Origin of the sequence: Streptomyces sp. NPDC126503, assembly GCF_040302405.1 — a bacterium.
Lineage (GTDB): Bacteria > Actinomycetota > Actinomycetes > Streptomycetales > Streptomycetaceae > Streptomyces > Streptomyces gulbargensis.
The window spans coordinates 126,511-150,510 of the sequence record NZ_JBEORS010000014.1 but is presented as its reverse complement, the minus strand read 5'-3'; the positions used below and the strand labels follow the sequence as shown (position 1 = coordinate 150,510).

At 73.0% G+C, this 24,000-nt stretch carries 22 protein-coding genes and 1 tRNA gene; 13 read left to right on the top strand and 10 right to left on the bottom strand.

The window, feature by feature from the left end; genetic code table 11:
* Positions 1 to 84: 84 nt before the first annotated feature.
* The 4 genes from hutI to hutU are packed head-to-tail and all read right to left on the bottom strand — an operon-like array spanning position 85 to position 5,592.
* The gene (hutI, locus tag ABTY40_RS19710) at positions 85 to 1,347 is read right to left on the bottom strand and encodes an imidazolonepropionase (RefSeq protein WP_352060676.1); all 1,263 of its coding nucleotides are present in this window, start codon (positions 1,345 to 1,347) and stop codon (positions 85 to 87) included.
* A gap of 17 nt (positions 1,348 to 1,364) precedes the next feature.
* On the bottom strand, positions 1,365 to 2,705 hold the full coding sequence (locus ABTY40_RS19705; protein WP_352060675.1) for a formimidoylglutamate deiminase: 1,341 nt from the start codon (positions 2,703 to 2,705) through the stop codon (positions 1,365 to 1,367).
* A complete protein-coding gene (locus ABTY40_RS19700) occupies positions 2,696 to 3,886 on the bottom strand; it encodes an allantoate amidohydrolase (RefSeq protein WP_352060706.1) in 1,191 nt (396 codons plus the stop codon). Before ABTY40_RS19700 ends, ABTY40_RS19705 begins: the two co-directional genes overlap by 10 nt.
* Positions 3,887 to 3,903: 17 nt before the next feature.
* Positions 3,904 to 5,592, bottom strand: coding sequence for a urocanate hydratase (gene hutU / locus ABTY40_RS19695; RefSeq protein WP_352060674.1), 1,689 nt, complete (start codon positions 5,590 to 5,592; stop codon positions 3,904 to 3,906).
* Between the two features lie 115 nt (positions 5,593 to 5,707).
* On the opposite strand from hutU, the gene ABTY40_RS19690 reads away from it, so the two are divergent.
* The 6 genes from ABTY40_RS19690 to ABTY40_RS19665 all read left to right on the top strand — a co-directional run bounded on the left by ABTY40_RS19690 (position 5,708) and on the right by ABTY40_RS19665 (position 10,329).
* Positions 5,708 to 7,033: a type III PLP-dependent enzyme domain-containing protein gene (locus ABTY40_RS19690; RefSeq protein WP_352060673.1), complete on the top strand. Its 1,326-nt coding sequence runs from the start codon at positions 5,708 to 5,710 to the stop codon at positions 7,031 to 7,033.
* 32 nt (positions 7,034 to 7,065) lie between these two features.
* Positions 7,066 to 7,578 (top strand): SRPBCC family protein, encoded by a 513-nt coding sequence (locus ABTY40_RS19685; protein WP_352060672.1) that lies wholly within the window; start codon positions 7,066 to 7,068, stop codon positions 7,576 to 7,578.
* A gap of 590 nt (positions 7,579 to 8,168) precedes the next feature.
* A complete protein-coding gene (locus ABTY40_RS19680; RefSeq protein ID WP_352060671.1) occupies positions 8,169 to 8,600 on the top strand; it encodes a roadblock/LC7 domain-containing protein in 432 nt (143 codons plus the stop codon).
* 95 nt (positions 8,601 to 8,695) lie between these two features.
* Positions 8,696 to 9,439 carry a transcriptional regulator gene (locus ABTY40_RS19675; protein ID WP_352060670.1) on the top strand — a complete coding sequence of 248 codons (744 nt, stop codon included), beginning with the start codon at positions 8,696 to 8,698 and terminating at the stop codon, positions 9,437 to 9,439.
* Positions 9,439 to 9,900, top strand: a complete 462-nt coding sequence (locus tag ABTY40_RS19670) for a roadblock/LC7 domain-containing protein (protein WP_345285402.1) — start codon at positions 9,439 to 9,441, stop codon at positions 9,898 to 9,900. The genes ABTY40_RS19675 and ABTY40_RS19670 overlap by 1 nt, the downstream gene beginning before the upstream one ends.
* Before the next feature lie 57 nt (positions 9,901 to 9,957).
* Positions 9,958 to 10,329 (top strand): hypothetical protein, encoded by a 372-nt coding sequence (locus tag ABTY40_RS19665; protein ID WP_352060669.1) that lies wholly within the window; start codon positions 9,958 to 9,960, stop codon positions 10,327 to 10,329.
* A gap of 31 nt (positions 10,330 to 10,360) precedes the next feature.
* Here the strand turns inward: ABTY40_RS19665 and ABTY40_RS19660 are convergent, their stop codons facing one another.
* Positions 10,361 to 11,209, bottom strand: a complete 849-nt coding sequence (locus ABTY40_RS19660) for a MurR/RpiR family transcriptional regulator (protein ID WP_352060668.1) — start codon at positions 11,207 to 11,209, stop codon at positions 10,361 to 10,363.
* A gap of 353 nt (positions 11,210 to 11,562) precedes the next feature.
* On the bottom strand, positions 11,563 to 12,948 hold the full coding sequence (locus ABTY40_RS19655; protein WP_345285196.1) for a cystathionine beta-synthase: 1,386 nt from the start codon (positions 12,946 to 12,948) through the stop codon (positions 11,563 to 11,565).
* 103 nt (positions 12,949 to 13,051) lie between these two features.
* Here ABTY40_RS19655 and ABTY40_RS19650 point away from each other — a divergent pair, with 103 nt between their 5' ends.
* From ABTY40_RS19650 to ABTY40_RS19640, 3 genes are all read left to right on the top strand, one after another.
* Entirely contained in the window at positions 13,052 to 14,059 is a 1,008-nt protein-coding gene (locus ABTY40_RS19650) for an SGNH/GDSL hydrolase family protein (RefSeq protein ID WP_352060667.1), read from the top strand.
* Positions 14,060 to 14,174: 115 nt separating this feature from the next.
* Positions 14,175 to 15,395 carry an acetyl-CoA C-acetyltransferase gene (locus ABTY40_RS19645; RefSeq protein WP_352060666.1) on the top strand — a complete coding sequence of 407 codons (1,221 nt, stop codon included), beginning with the start codon at positions 14,175 to 14,177 and terminating at the stop codon, positions 15,393 to 15,395.
* A 472-nt stretch (positions 15,396 to 15,867) separates the two neighbouring features.
* Positions 15,868 to 16,686 (top strand): hypothetical protein, encoded by an 819-nt coding sequence (locus tag ABTY40_RS19640; RefSeq protein ID WP_345285202.1) that lies wholly within the window; start codon positions 15,868 to 15,870, stop codon positions 16,684 to 16,686.
* Between the two features lie 13 nt (positions 16,687 to 16,699).
* Here ABTY40_RS19640 and ABTY40_RS19635 read toward each other — a convergent pair whose 3' ends face one another.
* On the bottom strand, positions 16,700 to 17,029 hold the full coding sequence (locus ABTY40_RS19635; RefSeq protein WP_352060665.1) for a hypothetical protein: 330 nt from the start codon (positions 17,027 to 17,029) through the stop codon (positions 16,700 to 16,702).
* 101 nt (positions 17,030 to 17,130) lie between these two features.
* Here ABTY40_RS19635 and ABTY40_RS19630 point away from each other — a divergent pair, with 101 nt between their 5' ends.
* A complete protein-coding gene (locus tag ABTY40_RS19630; protein WP_309053037.1) occupies positions 17,131 to 17,361 on the top strand; it encodes a DUF4287 domain-containing protein in 231 nt (76 codons plus the stop codon).
* A gap of 72 nt (positions 17,362 to 17,433) precedes the next feature.
* On the opposite strand, the gene ABTY40_RS19625 is transcribed toward ABTY40_RS19630, so the two are convergent.
* Positions 17,434 to 18,306, bottom strand: a complete 873-nt coding sequence (locus ABTY40_RS19625) for an alpha/beta fold hydrolase (RefSeq protein WP_352060664.1) — start codon at positions 18,304 to 18,306, stop codon at positions 17,434 to 17,436.
* Positions 18,307 to 18,408: 102 nt separating this feature from the next.
* Here ABTY40_RS19625 and ABTY40_RS19620 point away from each other — a divergent pair, with 102 nt between their 5' ends.
* Complete coding sequence (locus ABTY40_RS19620) at positions 18,409 to 18,984, top strand: TetR/AcrR family transcriptional regulator (protein ID WP_352060663.1); 576 nt, start codon at positions 18,409 to 18,411, stop codon at positions 18,982 to 18,984.
* A 66-nt stretch (positions 18,985 to 19,050) separates the two neighbouring features.
* Here the strand turns inward: ABTY40_RS19620 and ABTY40_RS19615 are convergent, their stop codons facing one another.
* Both ABTY40_RS19615 and ABTY40_RS19610 read right to left on the bottom strand, forming a co-directional pair.
* Positions 19,051 to 19,950, bottom strand: a complete 900-nt coding sequence (locus ABTY40_RS19615) for a Bax inhibitor-1/YccA family protein (protein ID WP_352060662.1) — start codon at positions 19,948 to 19,950, stop codon at positions 19,051 to 19,053.
* Between the two features lie 207 nt (positions 19,951 to 20,157).
* Positions 20,158 to 20,243 (bottom strand) — tRNA-Leu (locus ABTY40_RS19610).
* A gap of 362 nt (positions 20,244 to 20,605) precedes the next feature.
* Between ABTY40_RS19610 and ABTY40_RS19605 the strand changes: the two genes are divergently transcribed.
* A complete protein-coding gene (locus ABTY40_RS19605) occupies positions 20,606 to 21,376 on the top strand; it encodes an ABC transporter ATP-binding protein (protein ID WP_352060661.1) in 771 nt (256 codons plus the stop codon).
* Between the two features lie 89 nt (positions 21,377 to 21,465).
* The gene (locus ABTY40_RS19600) at positions 21,466 to 23,997 is read left to right on the top strand and encodes an ABC transporter permease (RefSeq protein ID WP_352060660.1); all 2,532 of its coding nucleotides are present in this window, start codon (positions 21,466 to 21,468) and stop codon (positions 23,995 to 23,997) included.
* The last annotated feature ends 3 nt before the right edge of the window (positions 23,998 to 24,000 follow it).

Sequence of the window (24,000 nt, the reverse complement as noted above, 5' to 3'; positions counted from 1 at the left end):
TGCGAGTGCCGGACACGCGCGGACCCGCCCCCGACAGGTTTCGGGGGCGGGTCCGCTCGCGTTCCCGGGACCTCGTCGGTCCTGTCAGCGACCGCTTCCGGCGTACTGCCGGACCCCCGCGCGCCAGACCTCCGTCACCAGGGGCACGCCCGGGCGGTACGCCAGGTGGACGTGGGACGGGGCGTCCAGGAGGGCCAGGTCCGCGCGGGCGCCGGGCGTCAGGCGGCCCACGTCCGTGCGGCGGAGGGCCGCCGCGCCGCCGGCCGTGGCGGACCAGACCGCTTCGTCGGGAGTCATGCCCATGTCCCGTACGGCGAGCGCGATGCAGAACGGGACGGAGGACGTGAAGGACGAGCCCGGGTTGCAGTCCGTGGAGAGCGCCACCGTCACGCCCGCGTCCAGAAGCCGGCGGGCGTTCGGCCACTCGGCGCGGGTGGAGAACTCCGCGCCCGGGAGGAGGGTCGCCACCGTCGACGAGTGCGCCAGGGCGTCCACGTCCTCGTCCGTCAGGTGGGTGCAGTGGTCGGCGCTGGCCGCGTCGAGTTCCACGGCGAGCTGGACGCCGGGGCCGTACGAGAGCTGGTTGGCGTGGATGCGGGGGTGGAGGCCCTTCGCCTTGCCGGCGGTGAGGATCGCGCGGGCCTGGTCGCCGTCGAAGGCGCCCTTCTCGCAGAAGACGTCGATCCAGCGGGCGTACGGGGCGCAGGCGTCCAGCATCTCGCCGGTCACGAGGGCCACGTACGCCGCCGGGTCGTCCGCGTGGTCCGGGGAGACGATGTGCGCGCCGAGGTACGTCACCTCGTCGGTGTGCTCGGCCGCGATGCGCAGGGCGCGGGCCTCGTCCTCGACCGTCAGGCCGTAGCCGGACTTCGTCTCGAAGGTGGTCGTGCCCTGGCGGAGGGCTTCGCCCAGGTAGCGGGCGACGTTCGCCGACAGGGCCTCGTCGCTCGCCGCCCGTGTCGCCGCCACCGTCGTGCGGATCCCGCCCGCCGCGTACGCCTGCCCGGACATGCGGGCGTTGAACTCGGCGGTGCGGTCACCGGCGAAGACCAGGTGCGAGTGGGAGTCGACGAAGCCCGGGATCACCGCCCGGCCGCCGGCGTCGACCCGGTTGTCAGTGGCGGGTGCTTTGCTGGATTCACCGACCCAGACGACACGGTCGCCGTCGATGACGACGGCCGCGTCCTGGATCAGGCCCAGGGGGGTTCCATCACCGAGGGAGGGATCGTTGGTGACGAGGCTGGCGATGTTGACGATGGCGGTGGCGGTCGTGGCCACGGCGCTGTTCGCGCTGCTGGGCGCGGAGCTCGCCGCCGGGTTGTTCGTCGCCGCGGGGCCGGTGTTCATGATGAGGGGTGTCTCCTTCAGCCGCGCAGGGCGGCGATCGAGTCCGCGAGGGCCCGCGGCACGTCGGGGACGGTCGCGTGCTGCCCGTCCCGGACGACCTGGCGGCCGCCCACGACCGTGTGCCGGACGTCCGCGGCCGACGCTGCGAATACCGCCGTCTCGGCTGCCAGACGCGGCTGTGGCCCCGCTGTCCTGACCGAGTCGAGGGCGATCGTCGTGAAGTCGGCGAGCGCCCCGGGCTCCAGGCGCCCCGCGTCGTCCCAGCCGAGGGCGGCGTGGCCGTCGGCGGTGGCGGCGCGCAGGAGGGCGGCGGCGGTCCAGTGGCCGCGGGTGCGCGAGCGCAGGCGCTCGTCCAGCTCCATGGCGCGCGCCTCCTCCAGGAGGTCGATCACGGCGTGGCTGTCGCTGCCGAGCGACAGGGGGGAGCCGGCGCGCTGGAGGGCGACGGCCGGGCCGATGCCGTCGGCGAGGTCGCGTTCGGTGGTCGGGCACATGCAGGTGCCGGTGCCGGTGGAGCCGATGAGGGCGATGTCGGCGTCGGTCATGTGAGTGTTGTGGACGCCGGTCGTGCGCGGGCCCAGGACGCCGTGGTCGGCGAGGAGCCGGGTGGGGGTGCGGCCGTGGGCGGCGAGGCAGGCCTCGTTCTCGGCGGTCTGCTCGGACAGGTGCACATGGAGGGGGGTGCGCCGTTCGTCCGCCCAGCGGGCGACCGTGGCCAGCTGGTCGGCGGGGACGGCCCGTACGGAGTGGACGGCCGCGCCGATGCGGACGCCGTCGCGGTCCTTGAGGGCGGACACCCGCTCGGCCCACCGCTCCGCGGTGCCGTCCGAGAAGCGGAGCTGGTGCGGTTCGGGGGCCTGGCCGAAGCCGGAGGAGAGGTAGGCGGTGTCGAGGAGGGTGATGCGGACGCCGGCCTCGGTGGCGGCGGCGATCAGGGCCTCGCCCATGGCGTTGGGGTCGGCGTAGGGGGTGCCGCCCGGCGCGTGGTGGAGGTAGTGGAATTCGCCGACGGAGGTGATGCCGGCGAGCGCCATCTCGGCGTAGACGGCGCGGGCGAGGGCGAAGTAGGAATCGGGGGTGAGGCGCTGGGCCACCGCGTACATGACCTCGCGCCAGGTCCAGAAGGTGCCGGAGCCGACCTGGACGGTGCCGCGCAGGGCCCGGTGGAAGGCGTGGCTGTGGGCGTTGGCCAGGCCGGGGATCGTGAAGCCACGCAGGACGACGGCGCCGGGGGGCGGGGCGTCGGCCCCGGTCCGTACGGCGGCGATCCGGCCGTCGGTCACGTCCAGGGCCACACCCGGCTCGGCGTGGGTGCCGAGCCAGGCGTGCTCAAGCCAGTACGTGGTCGTCAGCGGCACGCCAGGTCCTCCAGTACGTCGGCGAGGGCGCGGACCCCGGCCACGCAGTCGTCCTCGGCGGCGAACTCGGCCGGGGAGTGGGAGACGCCGGTGGGGTTCCGTACGAACAGCATGGCGGTGGGGATCGATTCGGACAGAATCCCCGCGTCGTGGCCGGCGCCGGTGCCGAGGACCGGGGTCTTCTCGCCGAGCACGCGGGACAGTTCGTCGCGCAGGGCGTGCGAGAAGTCCACGACGGGGGTGAAGGACTCCCGGACGACGGCGAGGTCGATGCCGTGCCGGTCCGCGTAGGCGCGGGCGGCGGTCTCGATGCCGGCGGTCACGGCGTCCAGGGATGCCTGGTCGGCGGCGCGGGCGTCGAGCCAGCCACGGACGAGGGAGGGGATGGCGTTGACGCCGTTGGGTTCGACGGCGATCTTGCCGAAGGTGGCGACGGCTCCGGCGAGTTCGGCCTCGCGGCGGGCGGCGAGGACGGTCTCGGCGTAGGTGAGCATGGGGTCGCGCCGGTCGACGAGCCGGGTGGTGCCCGCGTGGTTGGCCTCGCCGGCGAAGTCGTACCGCCAGCGGCCGTGCGGCCAGATGGCGGAGGCGATGCCGACGGCGTCGCCGGACAGGTCGAGGGCGCGGCCCTGCTCGACGTGGAGCTCGACGAAGGCACCGATGCGGGCGAGCCGTTCGGGGTCGGGACCGATCGCCTCCGGGTCGTGACCGGCGGCCTCCATGGCCTGCGGGAGGCTGATGCCGTCGGCGTCGCGCAGCTCGTACGCCTGCTCCTTCGTCAGCCGGCCGGCGGTGAGGCGGGAGCCGACGCAGGCGAGGCCGAAGCGGGCGCCCTCCTCGTCGCCGAAGTTGACGATGGCTAGCGGCCGGCGGAAGGAGGCGCCGCGGGAGCGGAGTTCGTCGAGGGCGGCGAAGGAGGAGACGACGCCGAGGGGGCCGTCGAAGGCGCCGCCGTCAGGGACGGAGTCCAGGTGGGAGCCGGTGACGACGGCGTCGCCGGCGGCGGGGTCGCCGAGCCAGGCCCACTGGTTGCCGTTCCGGTCGACCTCGTAGTCCAGGCGGCGGGCCTCGGCCTGCATCCGGAACCAGAGGCGGCAGTCGGCGTCGGCCTCCGTCCAGGCGTAGCGGCGGTAGCCGCCCGAGGCGGCGCTGCGGCCGAGGGGCCGCAGCGACCGCCACATGGCGTGGAAGCTCTCGCTCACGCCGCGCCTTCCGGGGTGCCGGCGGCGGGGTCGCCCTCGCGCATGGGGACGCGGACGCCCTTCTCGTCCGCGACCCGCTCCGCGATGTCGTAGCCGGCGTCGACGTGCCGGATGACGCCCATGCCGGGGTCGTTGGTGAGGACGCGGCGGATCTTCTCGCCGGCCAGCGGGGTGCCGTCGGCGACGGTGACCTGGCCGGCGTGGATCGAGCGGCCCATGCCGACGCCGCCGCCGTGGTGGAGGGAGACCCAGGAGGCGCCGGAGGCGACGTTGACCATGGCGTTGAGCAGCGGCCAGTCGGCGATGGCGTCGGAGCCGTCGAGCATCGCCTCGGTCTCGCGGTACGGGGAGGCGACGGAGCCGCAGTCGAGGTGGTCGCGGCCGATGGCCAGCGGGGCGGCCAGTTCGCCGCTCGCCACCATGTCGTTGAAGCGCTCGCCGGCGCGGTCGCGCTCGCCGTAGCCGAGCCAGCAGATGCGGGCGGGCAGGCCCTGGAAGTGGACGCGCTCGCCGGCCATCTTGATCCAGCGGTGGAGGGACTCGTTCTCCGGGAAGAGGTCGAGGATCGCCTTGTCCGTCTTGTGGATGTCCGAGGCCTCGCCGGAGAGGGCGGCCCAGCGGAACGGGCCCTTGCCCTCGCAGAACAGGGGGCGGATGTAGGCGGGGACGAAACCGGGGAAGGCGAAGGCCCGGTCGTAGCCGGCCAGCTGGGCCTCGCCGCGGATGGAGTTGCCGTAGTCGAAGACCTCGGCGCCGGCGTCCATGAAGCCGACCATGGCCTCGACGTGCCGGGCCATGGACTCGCGGGCACGGGTGGTGAAGCCGGCCGGGTCCTTGGCGGCGGCGTCGGCCATGTCCTCGAAGGCGATGCCGACGGGCAGGTAGGAGAGCGGGTCGTGGGCGGAGGTCTGGTCCGTCACGATGTCGATCGGCGCGCCCTCGGCGAGCATCTGCGGGAGCAGTTCGGCGGCGTTGCCGAGGAGGCCGATGGAGAGCGGGCGGCGGGCGTCGCGGGCCTCGGTGGCGAGCTGGAGGGCGTGGGCGAGGTTGTCGGCCTTCACGTCCAGGTAGCGGTGCTCGATGCGCCGCTCGATGGCGCGCGGGTCGCAGTCGACGCAGATCGCGACGCCGTCGTTCATGGTGACGGCGAGCGGCTGGGCGCCGCCCATGCCGCCGAGGCCGGCGGTGAGGGTGATCGTGCCGGCGAGGGTGCCGCCGAACTTCTTCGCCGCGACGGCGGCGAAGGTCTCGTAGGTGCCCTGGAGAATGCCCTGGGTGCCGATGTAGATCCAGGAGCCGGCGGTCATCTGGCCGTACATGGTGAGGCCGAGCTGCTCCAGGCGCCGGAACTCCTCCCAGTTGGCCCAGTCGCCGACGAGGTTGGAGTTGGCGATGAGGACGCGCGGGGCCCACTCGTGGGTCTGCATGACGCCGACCGGGCGGCCGGACTGGACGAGCATCGTCTCGTCCTGCTTCAGCGTGCGCAGGGTGCGGACCATGGCGTCGAAGGAGCGCCAGTCGCGGGCGGCCTTGCCGGTGCCGCCGTAGACGACGAGCTTGTCGGGGTGCTCGGCGACCTCGGGGTCGAGGTTGTTCTGCAGCATGCGGAGGGCGGCTTCCTGCTGCCATCCCAGGGCACTCAGTTCCGTACCGCGCGGGGCCCGTACGGGGCGGGGTCCTGACATGGCGATGCCTCCTCGAATGTCGACCAGATATTCACATCCTGACGTGATGAATAGATGTAGTCAACAGGGCCCGCCCCAGCCGTCCCCCTGACACCGCCCCCACGGGCCGACCAGGATGGACGCCATGGCCTCCCACCGCCGCGATCACGCCGTCCGGGCCGCCGTCGCCCACGGACTCCTCACCCCCGACCACCCCGTCGTCGCCCTCCTCGACACCGCCGGCATCCGCGCCTCCGCCACCGCCCTGACCAGCGCCTTCGCCGCCGTCACCGACGCGCCCGTCCTGCACGCCTTCGCCGTGAAGGCCGCCCCGCTCGTCCCCGTGCTGCGGCTGCTCCACACGGCCGGACTCGGCGCCGAGGTCGCCAGCCCCGGCGAGCTCGCCCTCGCCCGCGCCGCCGGCGTCCCGCCCGCCCGCACCGTGCTCGACTCCCCCGCCAAGACCCCCGCCGAGCTGCGCGAAGCCCTCGCGCTCGGCATCGCCGTCAATGCCGACAACTTCCAGGAACTGTCCCGCCTCGACGCGCTCGTCGCCTCCGCGCCCACCACCTCACCCCTCGGCCTCAGGGTGAACCCGCAGGTCGGAGCCGGGTCCATCGGAGCCCTCTCGACCGCCACCGCCACCTCCAAGTTCGGCGTGGCCCTGCGCGACGAAGGCGCCCGCGAGGCCGTCGTCCAGGCCTTCCTCGACCGCCCCTGGCTCACCCGCCTGCACACCCACACCGGCTCCCAGGGCGTCCCGCTCGCCCTCATGGCCGAGGCCGTCCGCGAGGTCCACGCACTCGCCGAGGAGGTCAACGCCCGGGCCGGCCGGCAGCGGATCGACACCCTCGACATCGGCGGCGGCCTGCCGGTCGACTTCACCTCCGACGAGGAGACCCCGACCTACGCCGCCTACGCCCGGCTCCTCGCGGAGACCACCCCCGCCCTCTTCGACGGGCGGTACCGCCTGGTCACCGAGTTCGGCCGCTCCCTCCTCGCCAAGCACGGCACGATCCTCGCCCGCGTGGAGTACACCAAGACCTCCGGCGGCCGGCCCATCGCCGTCACCCACGCGGGCGTCCAGCTCGCCACCCGTACGGTCTACGCCCCCGAGTCCTGGCCGCTGCGCGTCCTCGCGTACGACGCCGAGGGCCGCCCCCGCGACGGCGAGGCCGTCGTCCAGGACGTCGCCGGCCCCGCCTGCTTCGCCGGCGACCTGCTCGCCACCGGCCGGGCGCTCCCGCTGCTGCGGCCGGGCGACATCGTCGCCGTCCCGGACACCGGCGCGTACTACTTCGCCCACCACTACGCGTACAACAGCCTGCCGCGGCCGGGCATCCACGGCTTCACCGCCGACGGCGACGGGACGGTGACGTTCGCGACCGTCCGCGAGCCGCAGACCCTGAGCGAGATCGTCGCCGAGTCGGGCGGGGCCCACGCCGACGCGCTCGCGCGGTAGCGCCGCCCCGGCGGCCCGGCTTCCATGGACCCATGACCGCAGCGGGCAAGGACACCACCACCGTCGTCGCGGAACGCCGGGTCGCCGCCTCGCCGGGACGGGTCTGGGAGGCGATCACCGACCTCCCGGACCTGCCCCGGATGCTCTCCGGCGTCATCCGCGTCGAGGTCCTCACCGACGGCGTCTTCGGCGAGGGCACCCGCTGGCGCGAGACCCGGCGGATGCTGGGCAAGGAGGCGACGGAGGAGATGACCGTGACGGCGTGCGAGCCGCCCGACCGGTACGTGACTGTCGCGGAGTCCCACGGCATGCGGTACGTCTCCGAGATCACCCTCCACCCGGCCCCCGGGACGGGCCCCGCGGCGGGCGCGGGCGGCGGGCCTTCGGCGACCCTGCTGCGGATGACCTTCTCCGCCCGCCGCGCGGACGGCCGCACCCCGGGCCTTGCGGCCCGGCTGCTCACCCGCGTCGGGACCCTGGCGGTGGCCAGGGCCCTGGCGAAGGACCTGTCGGACATCGCGGCGACGGTGGAGTCCCGGGTCTGAGCGGGGAAGCCGGACGGGCGTCGGCGGCCCCGCCGGAGCGGGGCGGCGGACCGGGGCTGGCCCTCGGTGTAGGAGCCGTACGGGCCGTTCCGAGCCGTTCGCCGGGTGAGCCGTACGAGGCATACGAGGCATACGAGGCGTACGAGGCGTACGAGCTGTGCCGGCCGGGCCAGGCGTCCGGGCCTGGCGAGCCGTTCGCCGGACCTCCGCCGGTGCGTGGGCACGTGCGCGCGGCCGGCCGCTACCTGACGGACTCGTGGCATCCGCACCCGGAGGAGCGCGGCTCCCGGCGCGGCCGCCCGCCCCCGGAGGCAAACGCCCCCTTGACGCAGCCGCCCCCGCCCGCGCCCGCGCCCGGAGGCACGCCCCGGCGGGCCGGCCAGGCCCGCGCCCACCCCCGCCCGATCGCTCCGCCCACGCCCGCGACGGCCGCAACGCGCCACCCCGGGCGATGCCTTCACGCCAACCTCCCCCACCCCGCCCGGCATGTTCCGGTGGAAAATGCCGGAACGGCTCCCGGGCCCCGGAACGTTCAGTAACGTCACCGTCACTGCCGTACGTTCGCGCGCCGCATCGGGAGGGGAATCCGCGTGCCCGGAATCGACGAGTGCCTTCAGGAGGCCATGTCCCTGCCGGGCGCCCGCGGCGCCGCCCTCGTCGACTGGACCAGCGGGCTCGCCCTGGGGACGGCCGGGGCCTCGCCGGCCGGCGATCACGAGACCTCGGCCGCGGAGACGGCGGAACTGGCCCGGGCCGCGGCCGAGTTCGACACCTTCACGGCACCGGACACCCTCGCACCGGCCGCCGCCTCCGGCCCGCCGGGGGCACCCGGGACGCCGGACGGCCCGCCGGTCGAGGACCTGATCGTCACCACCCGGGCCGGCTACCACGTGCTCCGCTTCGTCGAGACCTCGTTCGACAGCAGCGTCCTCCTCCACCTCTGGCTCGACCGCGACACCGGAAACCTCGCCCTCGCCCGCCTCCGTCTCCGCGATCTCGCCGAGAGACTGGTCCTCGGGTGACGCCCGCCGTGACGGCCCCACCACCCCCCGCCACCCCCGGGGCGGCCTCCGAGCCGGCCCCCGGGTCCGCGGCACTCCCGCCGCCGGTCTCCCCCATGCTCGTCCGGCTCGCCGCCGAGGGTGCCACCGGCGCCCTCCTCCGCGACCACGGCACGCTCTACCTCGTCGACGGTGACGTCGTCCACGCCGAGAGTCCCGCCGCCCCCGGCATGGACGTGCTCCTCACCGCCGGCGGGCGCCTGCCCCGCGAGGGCTGGGACGAGGCCGTCGGCCGGGCCGGCGCCCACCGCGCGGTGGGCCGCTTCCTCATGGACAGCGGCCGGCTGCCCCGCGGCGAACTGGAGATATGCCACCTCTGCGCCGTCTTCGACGCCGCCTTCTTCGCCCTCTCCCCCACCAGCGGGCCGACCCGCTTCCGGTACGGGGTCGGCCACTGGTTCGGCACCGTCCGGCCGGTCCCCGCGGCGGCCGTCGAGCGCGAGACCGCCCGCCGCCGCGAACTGCTCGCCTCCGCCTGGCCGTACGCCTCCGTCGACACCGCCCCGGTCGTCCCCCGGCCCGCCCCGGAGGGCCGGGCGGTCGGCGCCCGCAAGCGCGCCCTGCTCGACGCCGCCGACGGCCGCCGCACCCCCACCGAGCTCGCCCGGCTGCTCGGCCGCCCCGCCTTCCACACCCTCCTGGACGTACGGCGCCTGGCCGCCGCCGGCTTCGTCGAGACACCGCCCGCCGCCACCCCCCACTCCCCGCCCCCGGCCTCCCCGGCGCCCCTGCCGCCGGTGGCCGATCCCGACATCGCCCTGCTGCGCCGGCTCCGTGACGCCCTGGAGGCACACCCGTGATGAGGCGTGCCCTGCGCCTGCGCGCCGAGAGGAGACAGCTCATGACGGCAGAAGCCGAGGTCCTCGTGGAACTCAGACGGCTGCGGGCCCGGCTGCCCCAGCTCACCGGGGCGCTGGCGGCCAGCACGGACGGCCTGGTCCTCGCCTCCGACACGGTGGACGGCGAGGCGGAGAGCGTGGCCGCGCTGACGGCGGCGGCCCTCGGCGTCGGCCGCCGCCTGACCGACTCCACGGGCCAGGGCGCCTTCCGCGAACTGCTGGTCCGCGGCGACAACGGCTACGTGGCGACGTACGCGGCGGGCGGCTCGGCCGTCCTCACCCTCCTCGCGGAGCCCCGCGTCAACGTGGGACGGCTCCACCTGGAGGCCCGCAGATCGAGCGCCCGCATAGGGGAACTCGTCGACGGCGCCCTGGAGCGCGGCGCCCCGGACCGGCCCGGCCTCCCACCCCGCATCCCGTAACCGATCCCGACCCGACCGTCCCCGCCCCATCCACTCCGGAACAGGAAGTACGACACCATGGCGAACCCCGAGACCTCCCTCAAGGAAGCGGCCTCCATCGACGGCGCGATAGGCGCCGCCCTCGTCGACTACACGAGCGGCATGGCGCTCGGCACCATCGGCGGCAACGAAGAACTCGACCTCAACGTGGCCGCGGCGGGCAACACCGACGTCGTGCGCGCCAAGGTGCGGGCCATGGAGATGCTGGGGCTCAGCGACGAGATCGAGGACATCCTGATCACCCTCGGCGGCCAGTACCACCTGATCCGCCTCCTCAAGGGACGCGGCACGAACGGCCTCTTCCTCTACCTGGCGCTGGACAAGAACCGCTCCAACCTGGCGATGGCCCGGCACCGGCTGAAGAAGATCGAGGAGGAGCTCGAGATCTGACGCCCCGCTCGGTCGCGCGCCCCGCCGTGCCTCACTCCACGAACAGGCCTCGGGCCGCCGCCTTCGCGTCGAACTCCTCCAGCCGGGCCTGCGCCTCCGGCAGCTCGTCGGCCATCGCCTCCAGGAGGACCCGGCCGAGCATCATCGGAGCGCAGGCGGTGTCGAAGGCGAGCGCGGTCCCGACGGCCGCCGGGATGAGCAGGTCGCTGTGGGCGGCGACGGGCGCGAACGCCGACTCGGCGACGGTCACGACCGTGAGCCCGGCCGCCCGCGCGTACTCCAGGGCCTCCACGACCTCGCGCGGGTGCCGGGGCAGCGCGAAGCAGAGCAGGGCCGTGGCCCCGGCCCGTACGGCGGCGTCGACGCGGTCCGCCAGCATGGAGCCGCCCTCGTCGAGCAGCCGCACGTCGGGGTGGACCTTGCCCGCGAAGTAGGCGAAGCCGCGGGCCTGCGAGGAGGCGGCCCGCAGGCCGAGGACGAGCAGGGGCCGCGAGCGGGCGAGCAGCCGGCCGGCCCGTTCGACGGCCGCGGGGTCGGCGAGGAGCCCGGCGAGGTGCTGAAGGTTCTCGATCTCGGCGAGAACGGCCTGCTGGTACGCGTTGTGCCCGGCGGGCTCCTCCTCCCCGCCCCCGTTCGCCTCGGGAGGCGCGACCTCCCGCAGGTGCCGGCGCAGCGCCGGGTAGCCGTCGAAACCGAGCGCGACGGCGAACCGCGTCACCGAGGGCTGGCTGACCCCCGCGAGTTCCGCGAGCTCCACACTGGACAGGAACGGCACGTCCCCGGCCCGCCGCACCATGCAGTGCGCGATCCGCCGCTGCGTCGGCGTCAGCCGGTGCCCCTCGAAAAGCGCCTGCAGCCGTCCGGCCGGGCTGTCGCTCATGCCGTCCCCCTTCCGCCTATTCACCCACCGTCGAACCTGCATAAGGATATGCAGACGGGGGCCCGGGGCGGCGGGAGAGTGACGCGGGGACCGCCGCACCCCCGTCACCGGGGGTCGGGACGACGGCGGTCCCCACGGGGACACGGGCCCGGGTCAGGGCCGGTCTCCGCGTCCGAGGCGCCGTGAGGAGGTCCGGGAGCCGCTCCGGAGGTCCGTGACGCCGACACCCCTCACTGTGCCGGACCGGTGTTAAGCGGGTGCTGCGCGGACGTGTCGTGCCGGTACCGATCACGCGAACGCGAACGGGGCCCCCTGCGTGGGCGGACACCGGCGGCACCCGCCCCCGGCGCGGGTCACTTCGAGCCGTCGCCCGCCAGGAACGCCAGCAGGTCCTGACGGCTGAGGACACCGCTCGGCTTGCCCTCGACCAGGACGATGGCCGCGTCGGCGCCACCGAGCACGGACATCAGGTCGGCGACCGGCTCGCCCGAGCCGACCTGCGGCAGCGGCGCGCTCATGTGACCCTCCAGCGGGTCCTCGAGGGAGGCCTTCTTGGTGAAGAGGGCATCCAGGAGCTCCCGCTCGACGACGGAGCCGATGACCTCGGCGGCCATGACGTCGGGGTGGCCGGCGCCGGGCTTCACGATGGGCATCTGGGACACGCCGTACTCGCGGAGCACCTCGATGGCCTGGCCGACGGTCTCCTCGGGGTGCATGTGCACGAGCGAGGGCAGGCCGCCCTCCTTGTGGCGCAGGACGTCGGCGACCGTGGCGGTGGAGGTGTCCTCCAGGAAGCCGTAGTCCGCCATCCACTCGTCGTTGAAGATCTTCGAGAGGTATCCGCGCCCCGAGTCCGGCAGCAGGACCACCACCACGTCGTCCGGGCCTGCCTCCTTCGCGACCTCCAGGGCGGCGACGACCGCCATGCCGCAGGAGCCGCCGACGAGGAGGCCCTCCTCCTTGGCGAGGCGGCGGGTCATCTGGAAGGAGTCCTTGTCGGAGACCGGGACGATGCGGTCGGTGACGTTCTGGTCGTAGGCGGTGGGCCAGAAGTCCTCGCCGACGCCCTCGACCAGGTACGGACGGCCGGAGCCGCCGGAGTAGACGGAGCCCTCGGGGTCGGCGCCGATGATCTTGACCTTGCCGCCGCTGACCTCCTTCAGGTAGTTGCCGGTGCCGGAGATGGTGCCGCCGGTGCCGACGCCCGCCACGAAGTGGGTGATGCGCCCGTCCGTCTGCTCCCACAGCTCGGGACCGGTGGTCTCGTAGTGGGAGCGCGGGTTGTTCGGGTTGGAGTACTGGTCCGGCTTCCATGCGCCGGGGGTCTCACGGACGAGGCGGTCCGAGACGTTGTAGTACGAGTCGGGGTGCTCGGGGTCGACGGCGGTGGGGCAGACGACGACCTCGGCGCCGTAGGCCCGCAGCACGTTGATCTTGTCGGTGGACACCTTGTCGGGGCAGACGAAGATGCACTTGTAGCCCTTCTGCTGGGCCACGATCGCGAGGCCCACGCCGGTGTTGCCGGACGTGGGCTCGACGATGGTGCCGCCGGGCTTGAGCTCGCCGCTGCGCTCGGCCGCCTCGATCATGCGGAGGGCGATCCGGTCCTTGACCGACCCTCCGGGATTGAAGTACTCGACCTTGGCCAGGACGGTCGCCTGAATGCCCGCTGTGACGTTGTTGAGCTTCACCAGCGGGGTGTTGCCGACGAGGCTGATCATCGAGTCGTGGAATTGCACCGTGTTCTCCGGGGTCTCCGTAATGGTGTGGCCAGCGTATGCGTAGTCGGAGCGCCTTACGGGGCAGTTAGTCCCTGAACGGCTTGAAGGAGGTGACGGCCTCATGTCGAGGGCGCGGGTGGCACGGCGGATCGCGGCGGGCGCGGCGTACGGCGGCGGGAGCATCGGGCTGCTCGGTGTGGCGGCGGTCGGGGTCCTGCTGGCGGAGGTGCAGCTGGCGAAGCGGTCGGTGGGGGGCGGAGCGGCACCGCTGCCACCCGGGGCGGACGGCCTGTACGGGAGGGCCTTCGGCACGGAGGACCCGCTGCGGTTGGCCCTTCTGGGTGATTCGACGGCGGCGGGTCAGGGCGTACGCCGCTCGGGGCAGACTCCGGGCGCCCTGCTGGCCTCGGGTCTCGCGGCGGTGGCGGAGCGGCCGGTGGTGCTGCGGAACGTGGCGCTGTCGGGGGCCCGGTCGGACGATCTGGAGCGGCAGGTGTCGCTGCTGCTCACGCAGCCGCTCGGTCCGCCGGACGTGTGCGTGATCATGATCGGGGCGAACGATGTGACGCACCGCATGCCGCCGACCGAGTCGGTACGGCTCCTGGCGGCGGCGGTGCGGCGGCTGCGGACGGCCGGGGCGGAGGTGGTGGTCGGCACCTGCCCGGATCTGGGCACGATCGAGCCGGTGTACCAGCCGCTGCGCTGGCTGGCGCGCCGGGTTTCGCGGCAGCTGGCGGCCGCGCAGACGATCGTGGTGGTGGAGCAGGGCGGCCGGACGGTGTCACTGGGCGATCTGCTGGGCCCGGAGTTCGCGGCCAATCCGCGCGAGATGTTCGGGGTGGACAACTTCCATCCCTCCGCCGAGGGGTACGCCACGGCGGCGATGGCGGTGCTGCCCACGCTCTGCGCGGCGCTCGGCCTGTGGCCGGAGACGGACCGGCTGGAGCCGGCGCGCCGGGAGGACATGCTGCCGGTGGCGGAGGCGGCGGCCGAGGCCGTGCGGGAGGCCGGTACGGAGGTCACCGCGGCGCGGGGACCGTGGGCGCTGCTGAAGCACCGGCGCCGGCGGCGGCTGCCGGTCCCCTCCGAGCCGGCGGCGGCCTCGGACGCCCCCACGAACCGACCGTGACTGAGCGAGCGCTTAGAAAAGAGGTCCGCGTCACATGCCCGGCCCGGTGACCCCGCGCGGTACGTACGGGTAACTTCCCTTTCAGTCCGCCCCCTCCGCACCCTCAGGAGCCGTGATGCCCGAAGCCGTGATCGTCTCGACCGCCCGTTCCCCGATCGGCCGGGCCTTCAAGGGCTCCCTGAAGGACCTGCGCCCGGACGACCTGACCGCCACGATCATCCAGGCCGCCCTGGCGAAGGTGCCCGAGCTGGACCCGCGCGACATCGACGACCTGATGCTGGGCTGCGGTCTGCCCGGCGGCGAGCAGGGCAACAACCTGGGCCGGATCGTGGCCGTGCAGATGGGCATGGACCACCTGCCGGGCTGCACGGTCACCCGCTACTGCTCCTCCTCGCTGCAGACCTCCCGCATGGCGCTGCACGCGATCAAGGCCGGCGAGGGCGACGTCTTCATCTCGGCCGGTGTCGAGATGGTGTCGCGCTTCGTGAAGGGCAACTCGGACTCGCTGCCGGACACGCACAACCCGTTCTTCGCCGAGGCCGAGGCCCGTACCGCCGAGGTCGCCGCGTCCGAGGGCTCCACCTGGCACGACCCGCGCGAGGACGGCCTGGTCCCCGACGCGTACATCGCCATGGGGCAGACCGCCGAGAACCTGGCCCGCTGGAAGGGCATCAGCCGCCGGGAGATGGACGAGTTCGGCGTCCGCTCGCAGAACCTCGCCGAGCAGGCCATCAAGAACGGTTTCTGGGAGCGCGAGATCACCCCGGTGACCCTGCCGGACGGGACGGTCGTCTCCACGGACGACGGCCCCCGCGCGGGCGTCACCCTGGAGGGCGTGGAGGGCCTCAAGCCGGTCTTCCGCCCCGACGGTCTGGTCACGGCCGGCAACTGCTGCCCGCTGAACGACGGCGCCGCCGCGCTGGTGATCATGTCGGACACGAAGGCGCGTGAGCTGGGTCTGACCCCGCTGGCCCGGATCGTCTCCACCGGCGTCTCCGGTCTCTCCCCCGAGATCATGGGCCTCGGCCCGGTCGAGGCGTCGAAGCAGGCGCTTCAGCGCGCGGGCCTGTCGATCGGCGACATCGACCTGGCCGAGATCAACGAGGCCTTCGCCGCGCAGGTGATCCCGTCCTACCAGGACCTGGGTCTGGATTTGGACAAGGTGAACGTCAACGGCGGCGCCATCGCCGTGGGCCACCCCTTCGGCATGACCGGCGCCCGCATCACCGGCACGCTGATCAACAGCCTCCAGTTCCACGACAAGCAGTTCGGCCTGGAGACGATGTGCGTGGGCGGCGGCCAGGGCATGGCCATGGTGATCGAGCGGCTGAGCTGAGCCGGAGCGGAGGGTAGGGGTCGCCCGAGGGACGAGGGCGGCACCTGCCCGCAGCGGTGGCGAAGCTCAGCGCGACCAGGGAAACGAGCGGCTGAGCTGAGCCGGAGCGGAGGGTAGGGGTCGCCCCGAGGAACGAGGGGCGGCACCTGCCCGCAGCGGTGGCGAAGCTCAGCGCGACCAGAGAACCCAGCGGCTGAGCCGAGCCTGCCCCCCGGCGCGGGTCCGGGCCTCCCCCGGGCCGAACCGGTCAACCGTCTCGCGTCCCAGCCGTGACCGAATCTCCCCCAGGATGTGACCTACATCCCGGGGGAGTTCGTTTTCGCAGGTCAGAGCGGTTTCGGGACCAAACACCCGGCATAAATACCTGTCCAATTCGTGACGTAATGCACTGACAGCGGGGCCCACCCCACGACAAGCTGATGTAGGAAGTCGGGGGGATCGACTCGGAATCGGGAGTACGTCAGTGAGCGCCATGTCTCTTGCCCTGCTGGTGACCACGGCCGCTGCCACGGCCGTGGGCGCTGCTGCCCTGCACGCCGTCCATGGACTCCGCAAGCAGGTCACGGCCCTGCGGACCGAGCTGGCGGCCGGTCACGGCGTGACGGTTCCGGCGGCCCGCACCTCGCCGGCCGAGGAGATACGGGCCGCGGTCGCCGAGGCGCTGGCCGAGGAGCGTGAGCGGGAGCTCGCGGAGGCGCGGGCGTTCTGGGCCGCGCAGGAGGCGCGGGACGCGGCCGACGCCCCGACCCTGCTGGGCGGGCTCGGCGGTCCGGGCGAGGACGGCACCCTGTACGTGCCGCGCCAGGCGGACCTGGTGGGTCTGGAGGCGATGGCGCTGGAGGCCATGGAGGCGGAGGCGGCCGCGCTGGACGGGCCGGCCGAGCCGCTGGACGAGTTCCCCGAGGACTCGGCGGAGCTGGCCGCGGCCCGGCGCCGGCACCCGTCGCACCCGGACTTCGTGCCGGTGCAGACGCCGGTCGTCACGGACCACGAGCGGACGGTGGCGCGCCTGGAGGAGCTGGCGGACACGCGGACGGCGCTGACGGACGTGCGTCCGGGCCCGCTGGGCACGCTCGACGTGTACGTGTTCGCCGACGGCACCACGCTCTGTATGACGCCGGGACACCGGGAGACGGCGGAGCGCCTGGCGGAGGCGCTGCGCGCGGGGCGTACGCCGGTGCTGCTTGGCGGTTCGGGGGTCTCGGGCGCCTTCGCGCTGACGTTCTCGTACGGCGACACGGACGAGGAGAACGTGTACATCCTCGCCGACCGGGTGATCGCCTCCCTGTGACCGGAGGGGGCTTCTACAGCCCGGACCGCTCCGCGGCCTCCCGTACGAGCCTCACGGCCTCGTCCAGCTCCTGCTCCCGGGAGCCGGCCGGGGCCGTTCGCAGGATGTGGGCCAGGTCGTTCCCGGCGACGACGAGCTGGTCGGCGACGGTGAAGACGCCCGCGTCGGGCAGGGTCCGGGGGGCCCGGGCGGGGTCCTCGGCGCGCTGGGCGCGGTCGGCGAGTTCGCGGGCGAGGGCGAGTCCTTCGGCCGCCGCGCCGCGCTGGAGGCGGCTCTGCGGGGCGGCCCGCAGCCGGTCGGCGAACCGTTCGACGGTGGCGGTCAGTGCACTCGTATCAAACACGCGGTGACCCTACGCGCCCTGACGGCACCATTGCCAACGGGCGAACCCTCGGGCACGGTGACGTGAAGGAGCACACGGTACGAGCGCGTCCGGAGGCGCCGATGTCCCACGCATTCTCCGAGGAGACCCACCGCAATCTGCTGGCCCGCATCCCCCGCTGCACCGGTCGTGAGGTGTCCGACTGGCTGCGCGCCGTCGAGGAGGGGCCGTCCCTCCTGCGCTTCGAGGAGAAGCTGAGCTGGCTGCGCGGGGAACACGGTCTCGCGTACGGCCACGCGAAGGCGATCATTCACGAGTACGACCTCCGGCGGGCGGCCCGCCGCATGCTCTGACGGCCCGCCCGCCCGGCCCGGCCCCACCGGCGCGGCGCGGACACCCGGTCCCGCACCGGTGCGGCGGGGGTGTCACTTCACGTGCCGGCCCAGGAAGTCCCGGACGAGCGCGGTGATCTCCTCGCCGTGGGTCTCCAGGGCGAAGTGCCCGGCGTCGAGGAGGTGGATCTCGGCGTCCGGCAGGTCCCGGGCGAAGGCTTCGGCGCCCGCCGATCCGAAGATCTCGTCGCCGCGGCCCCAGGCGGCGAGCAGCGGGGGCCGGTGGGTGCGGAAGTACTCCTGGAAGGCCGGGTAGCCGTCCAGGTTGAACTGGTAGTCCCAGAACAGCTGGAGCTGGATCTCCTTGTTGCCGGGCCGGTCGAGGCCGGCCTGGTCGAGGGTCCAGGTCTCGGGGCCGACGCGGTCGAGCCGGTCGGCGGGGACGCCGTGGGTGTACTGCCAGCGGGTCGCCTCGGCGGTGAGCAGTTCGCGGACGGCGGCCTCGTGGGTGGTGCGGTCCTTGGCGTGGGCGAAGAGGACGTCCCAGAAGGGGGTGAAGCCCTCCAGGTAGGCGTTGCCGCTCTGGGTGACGATCGCGGTGATCCGCTCGGGGTGGCGGGAGGCGATGCGCAGGCCGATGGGGGCGCCGTAGTCCTGGATGTAGAGGGCGAAGCGGTCGATGCCGAGCTGGTCGAGGAGGCCGAGGGTGATCGCGGTGAGGCGCTCGAAGCTGTAGTCGAAGTCCTCGACGGCGGGGGCGGCGGAGGCGCCGAAGCCGATGTGGTCGGGGGCGATCAGGTGGTAGCTGTCGGCGAGCTCGGCCATGAGCCCGCGGTACATGTGCGAGCTGGTCGGGAAGCCGTGCAGCAGGACGAGGGTCGGGTTGCCGCGGTCGCCGGCCTCCCGGTAGAAGACGTCGAGCCCGTCGACGGTGGTGGTGCGGGCGCGCAGGGCGAAGCTGGACATGGGTCTCCCCGTTCTCCGTATCCGGATCGGGAGAACGATCGTTCTCCCGATGCCCGGTAGGCTACGAGAACGAGGGTTCTCCAGGCAAGGGGTGATCGGACGATGGACGCGGAATCCGCCGAACTGAAGGTGCTCGACGCCGCCCGGCGACTGTTCGACGAGCGCGGGGTGCAGGCGGTCGGGATGGACGCCATCCGCAGTGCCTCCGGGGTCTCGCTGAAGCGCCTCTACCAGGTCTTCCCGTCCAAGGACCTGCTGGTCGAGGCGGTGCTGCGGCAGCGCGACGAAGCCGTACGCGAGGCCCTGACCGCACACGGCGCCCGGACCGCCGACGGGCCGTACGAGCGGGCCCTCGCGGTCTACGACTGGCTCGCCGGCTGGTTCGCGGAGCCCGGTTTCCGGGGGTGCGCCTTCATCAACACCTTCGGAGAGCTGGGCGGGGTCACCCCGGCGGTCGCGGCGGTCGCCCGTGACCACAAGGAGGCGCTGCGGTCCTACTTCGCGGAGCAGACGGACGCCCTCGGCCTCCCGCCGGCCCTCGCCGGCCAGCTGGCCCTGCTCGCCAACGGCGCCATGGCGGTCGCCGGCATCACCGGCGGCACGGAGCCCGCCGTCCAGGCGAAGGCCGCCGCCCGCGTCCTCCTCGACACCGCCCGCCGGGCCGCGCCGGAAGAGTAGCGGCGGTACGCGGAAGGGCCCGCCCGGCAGTGCCGGACGGGCCCTTCCCCCGAGTACGGGGACGCGTCAGTCGTCGCCCTGCAGGATCGACAGCAGACGCAGCATCTCCAGGTAGATCCACACCAGGGTCATGGTGAGACCGAAGGCGGCCAGCCAGGCCTCCTCGCGCGGGGCGCCGTAGTTCACGCCGTCCTCGACCTGCTTGAAGTCGAGGGCGAGGAAGCAGGCGCCCAGGATCACGCCGATGACACCGAAGAGGATGCCGAGGCCGCCGCTGCGGAAGCCGAGGCCGTCACCGCCCGCGAAGACGGAGAACAGCATGTTGGCCACCATGAGCAGCAGGAAGCCCATGGCCGCGGCCATCACGAAGCCGTAGAAGCGGCGGTTGACGCGGATCCAGCCGAGCTTGTAGGCCACGAGCACGCCGGCGAAGACCGCCATGGTGCCCAGGACCGCCTGGATGACGACGCCGTCCGCGATGTAGGTCGAGACGGCGGCCGAGATCACGCCGAGGAAGACGCCCTCGAAGGCCGCGTAGCCCAGGATCAGCGCCGGCGACGGCTTGCGCTTGAAGGACTGCACCAGCGACAGGACCAGGGCGACCAGGGCGGCGCCGATGGCGATGCCGTAGGACTTGGTCAGGTTCGCCGGGTCGACCGGCAGCAGCAGCCAGGACAGGACGGCGGTGAGCACGACCGTGCCGAGCGTCATGGCCGTACGGCTCACGACGTCGTCGATCGTCATCACGTTGCCGCGGGCCTGCTGCGGGGCGCCGAGCTGCGTGTCCTGGGGGGCGTACGGGTTGGTCGCGTACGGGTTCGCCGCGCCCTCGGCGTACGGGTTACCGGCGTAGGGGTTGGTTCCGACGGCGGGGCCCCCGGCCTGCGGCTGCTGCGCGTTGAAGCCCGCGTAGCCGTTGTCGCGGCTGAACCCCCGTCGCGAGAAGACCGGGTTGCTGCTCCTCATCTCACTCCTCCATGGCGGGCCGTACTGCACGGCCCTGCGTCAAGGGTAATGCGTAGGCAAAAGAAACTCTCTAGTGCTCGGGGAGGATCTTTTACCCGGAGAAGCCGGACGGGAACAGGGGGGCCGGGGGGAGGAGTGAGGGGAGTGGAGCGGGAGGGAGGGGAGAGGAAGGAGGTGGGCCGGGCCTCAGGGGTCCCCTGGGCCCGGTGGTGCCCGGAACCGGACTCGAACCGGTACGGCCCGAAGGCCAGCGAGGTTTAAGCTCGCCGTGTCTGCAATTCCACCATCCGGGCTTACCGCGAAGCTCCGCGTTGGCACAGGAGCCTATCGGGGCCGCATCCCTCGTTCAGAGGAACATCGGCGCGATGTTGTCTTATTTTATTGACGTCTGAGGGTGCGTCAGCGCAGGTGGGGGCCGGTTCGCCGGACTGTGACGGGGGTCGCAGGCGCAAAGCCCCACCCCTGGAATGACGAAAACTCGTCGCAGGTCTGTCACCTTCGTCTCAGGGGCGCCGTCATACCTCAGGAGGAGGGTGGGCGGCCCCGGTCCGACTCGAGACTGCCCCGGGAACGGGCACACGGACGGACGTCCCGGCCCGGAACGCTCGACACGATGGAGTGGTTCCCGAAAGCCGCAGTGACAGGAGTCCCCCTCGTGACCACCACCCCCACCGTGCCCCGCGCCACCGCGGTGGCCGCCCGCGCCACGGATCTCTCCAAGGTCTACGGACAGGGCGAGACCCAGGTGGTCGCGCTCGACCGGGTCAGCGTGGACTTCCGGCAGGGCGAGTTCACGGCGATCATGGGCCCGTCCGGTTCCGGCAAGTCGACGCTCATGCACTGCGTCGCCGGCCTGGACTCCTTCTCCTCCGGCTCGGTGCGGATCGGCGAGACCGAGCTGTCCACGCTGAAGGACAAGCAGCTCACCCAGCTGCGCCGGGACAAGATCGGCTTCATCTTCCAGGCGTTCAACCTGCTGCCGACGCTGACCGCCATGGAGAACATCACGCTGCCGATGGACATCGCCGGCCGCAAGGCCGACCGGCAGTGGGTCCAGCAGGTCATCGACATGCTGGGGCTCTCGGGCCGGCTCAGCCACCGCCCCACCGAACTCTCCGGCGGCCAGCAGCAGCGCGTGGCCGTGGCCCGCGCGCTGGCCTCCCGGCCCGAGATCATCTTCGGTGACGAGCCGACCGGAAACCTGGACTCGCGCTCCGGCGCCGAGGTGCTGGGCTTCCTGCGCAATTCGGTGCGCGAGCTCGGCCAGACCGTCGTCATGGTCACCCACGATCCCGTCGCCGCCTCCTACGCCGACCGCGTGATCTTCCTCGCGGACGGCCGGATCGTGGACGAGATGCTGCGCCCGACGGCGGACGGCGTGCTCGACCGCATGAAGGCCTTCGACGCCAAGGGCCGTACGAGCTGACGCGCGGGCGCCGGAACCGGACTCGAACCGGTACGGCCCGCCCCGCGGCCCCGACACCCGCCCGCTCCCCTTTTCGTTCAGGACACCCCATGTTCCGTACCGCCCTGCGCAACGTCCTCGCGCACAAGGCGAGACTGCTGATGACCGTCCTCGCCGTGATGCTCGGCGTGGCCTTCGTCTCCGGCACCCTCGTCTTCACCGACACCCTCTCCCAGGCCTTCCGCAACCAGTCGGCGAAGAGCTACGACGACGTCGCCGTCGCCGTCGAGATGCACCCCGACCCCGAGCAGGCCCGGCAGGCGCCCGGCCTCTCCCAGAAGGACGTCGACGAGGTCGCCGGGCTCGGCGGCGTCGCCTCCGTCACCCCCCGCGTCGGCGGCTTCGCGGGCGTCCCCGACAAGAACGGCAAGCTGATCGGCGTCGGCTGGTCCAACAAGGGCACCAACTTCGCCCCCGGCAAGGACGGCAAGGACCGCGCGTACGCCTTCACGGCGGGCGACGGACCGGTCCGCGACGGCCAGATCGCGCTCGACAGGGCCACCGCCGACAAGGGCGGCTACAAGGTCGGCGACACCGTCCGCGTGGCCACCAACGGCCCGGTGAAGGAGTACGTCCTCTCCGGCGTCTTCACCACCGAGGACGGCGCCGTCAACGCCGGCGGCAGCCTGGTCCTCTTCGACACCTCCGTGGCCCAGAAGCTCTACCTGAAGCCCGGGTACTTCCAGGAGCTGACCGTCACGGCCGCGCCCGGCGCGCAGGCGGACAAGCTGCTCGACGAGGTCCTCAAGGTGGTCCCGAAGGCCGCCACCGCCCAGACCGGCCAGGCCCTCGCCGACCGTCAGGCCGAGGACATCGAGGCCGGGCTCGGCGCGCTCAACCAGGTGCTCCTGGGCTTCGCCGGCATCGCCCTCTTCGTCGGCGTCTTCCTGATCGCCAACACCTTCACGATGCTGGTCGCCCAGCGCACCAAGGAACTGGCCCTGATGCGCGCGGTCGGCGCCTCGCGCAAGCAGATCACCCGCTCCGTCCTCGCCGAAGCCGGTCTCGTCGGCCTGGTCGCCTCGGCCGTCGGCCTCGTCCTGGGCGTCGGCCTGGCGGTCGCGCTCCGGTCGGCCATGAACGCCTTCGACCTGAAGATCCCGGCCGGCGGCCTGGTCATCGGCGCCGCCCCCGTCGCCTCCGCGTTCGCCGTCGGCGTCCTGATCACGATGCTCGCCGCCTGGCTGCCCGGCCGCCGCGCCGCGAAGATCCCGCCGGTCGCCGCCATGAACAGCGTGCACGCGGCCCCCGCCGGCAAGTCGCTGCTCGTCCGGAACCTGATCGGTGCCGCGCTCACCGCGCTGGGTGTGGTCGGCATCGTCGTGGGCGCCGGGCAGGGCGGTGACGAGGGCCGCATGGTGATCGCGGCCGGGGCGTTCCTCACCCTCATCGGCGTCATCGTCCTCATCCCCTTCCTGTCGCGGCCCGTGATCGCCGTGATCCGTCCCTTCTTCGTCAAGGTCTTCGGGATCTCCGGCAAGCTCGCCGGCCTGAACGCGGTCCGCAACCCGCGCCGCACCGGCGCCACCGCCTCGGCGCTCGCCATCGGCCTCACCCTGGTCACCGGCCTCTCGGTGATCGGCGCGACCGTCGGCTCGGCCATCGACAGGATGACCGTCGACCAGATCAAGGCCGATTACATGGTCACCATGGCCAGCGGCGACAGCCTGGGCGAGGAGGCGCTCGCCGCCCTCGCGAAGGCCCCCGGCGTCACGGCCGTCTCCCCGCAGCAGGCCGGCGCCCTGGAGATCGAGGGGAAGTACGTCTCGGCCTCCGGCGTCACGCCCGGTGACATCGAGAAGGTCCTCAACCTCCGCGTCGTGAACGGCTCGCTGTCCAGCCTGAAGCAGGGCCGGATCGCGGTCGCCGACAAGACCGCCGAGAAGCGCGGCCTGAAGGTCGGCGAGACGGTCCCGGTCGAGTACATGGACAAGGCCAAGGGCAAGCTGACCGTCGGCGCGATCTACGAGGAGAGCGAGTTCGTCTCCCCCGTCCTGATCGACCGCAAGGTGGTCAACGCCCACGAGCAGCAGCCCTACACCCCGCAGATCTACGTCGCGATGGAGGGCGGCGCCTCCGACACCAACGCCAAGGCGCTGTCGAAGGCCATGGGCGACAACCCCGGCATCACCGTGATGAACCACAAGGACATCCGCGACGCCTTCGGCGGCCCGATCAACATGCTCCTGAACATCGTCTACGGCCTGCTCGGCATGGCTCTGATCATCGCCGTCCTCGGCGTGGTCAACACCCTCGCGATGTCCGTCTTCGAGCGCCAGCAGGAGATCGGCATGCTCCGCGCGATCGGTCTCGACCGGCGCCGGGTGAAGCGGATGGTCCGCCTGGAGGCCGTGGTGATCTCGGTCTTCGGCGCGGTCGTCGGCATCGGCCTGGGCGCGTTCCTCGGTTGGGCGATCGGCGAGACGTTCAAGGCCAGCCTGCCGGGCTACGCCCTGATCCTGCCCTGGGAGCGGATCGGTCTCTTCCTGGTCCTGGCCGCCCTGGTCGGCGTCCTCGCCTCCCTGTGGCCGGCCCGGAGCGCGGCGCGGCTGAACATGCTCGCCGCCATCAAGGCCGAGTAGCCG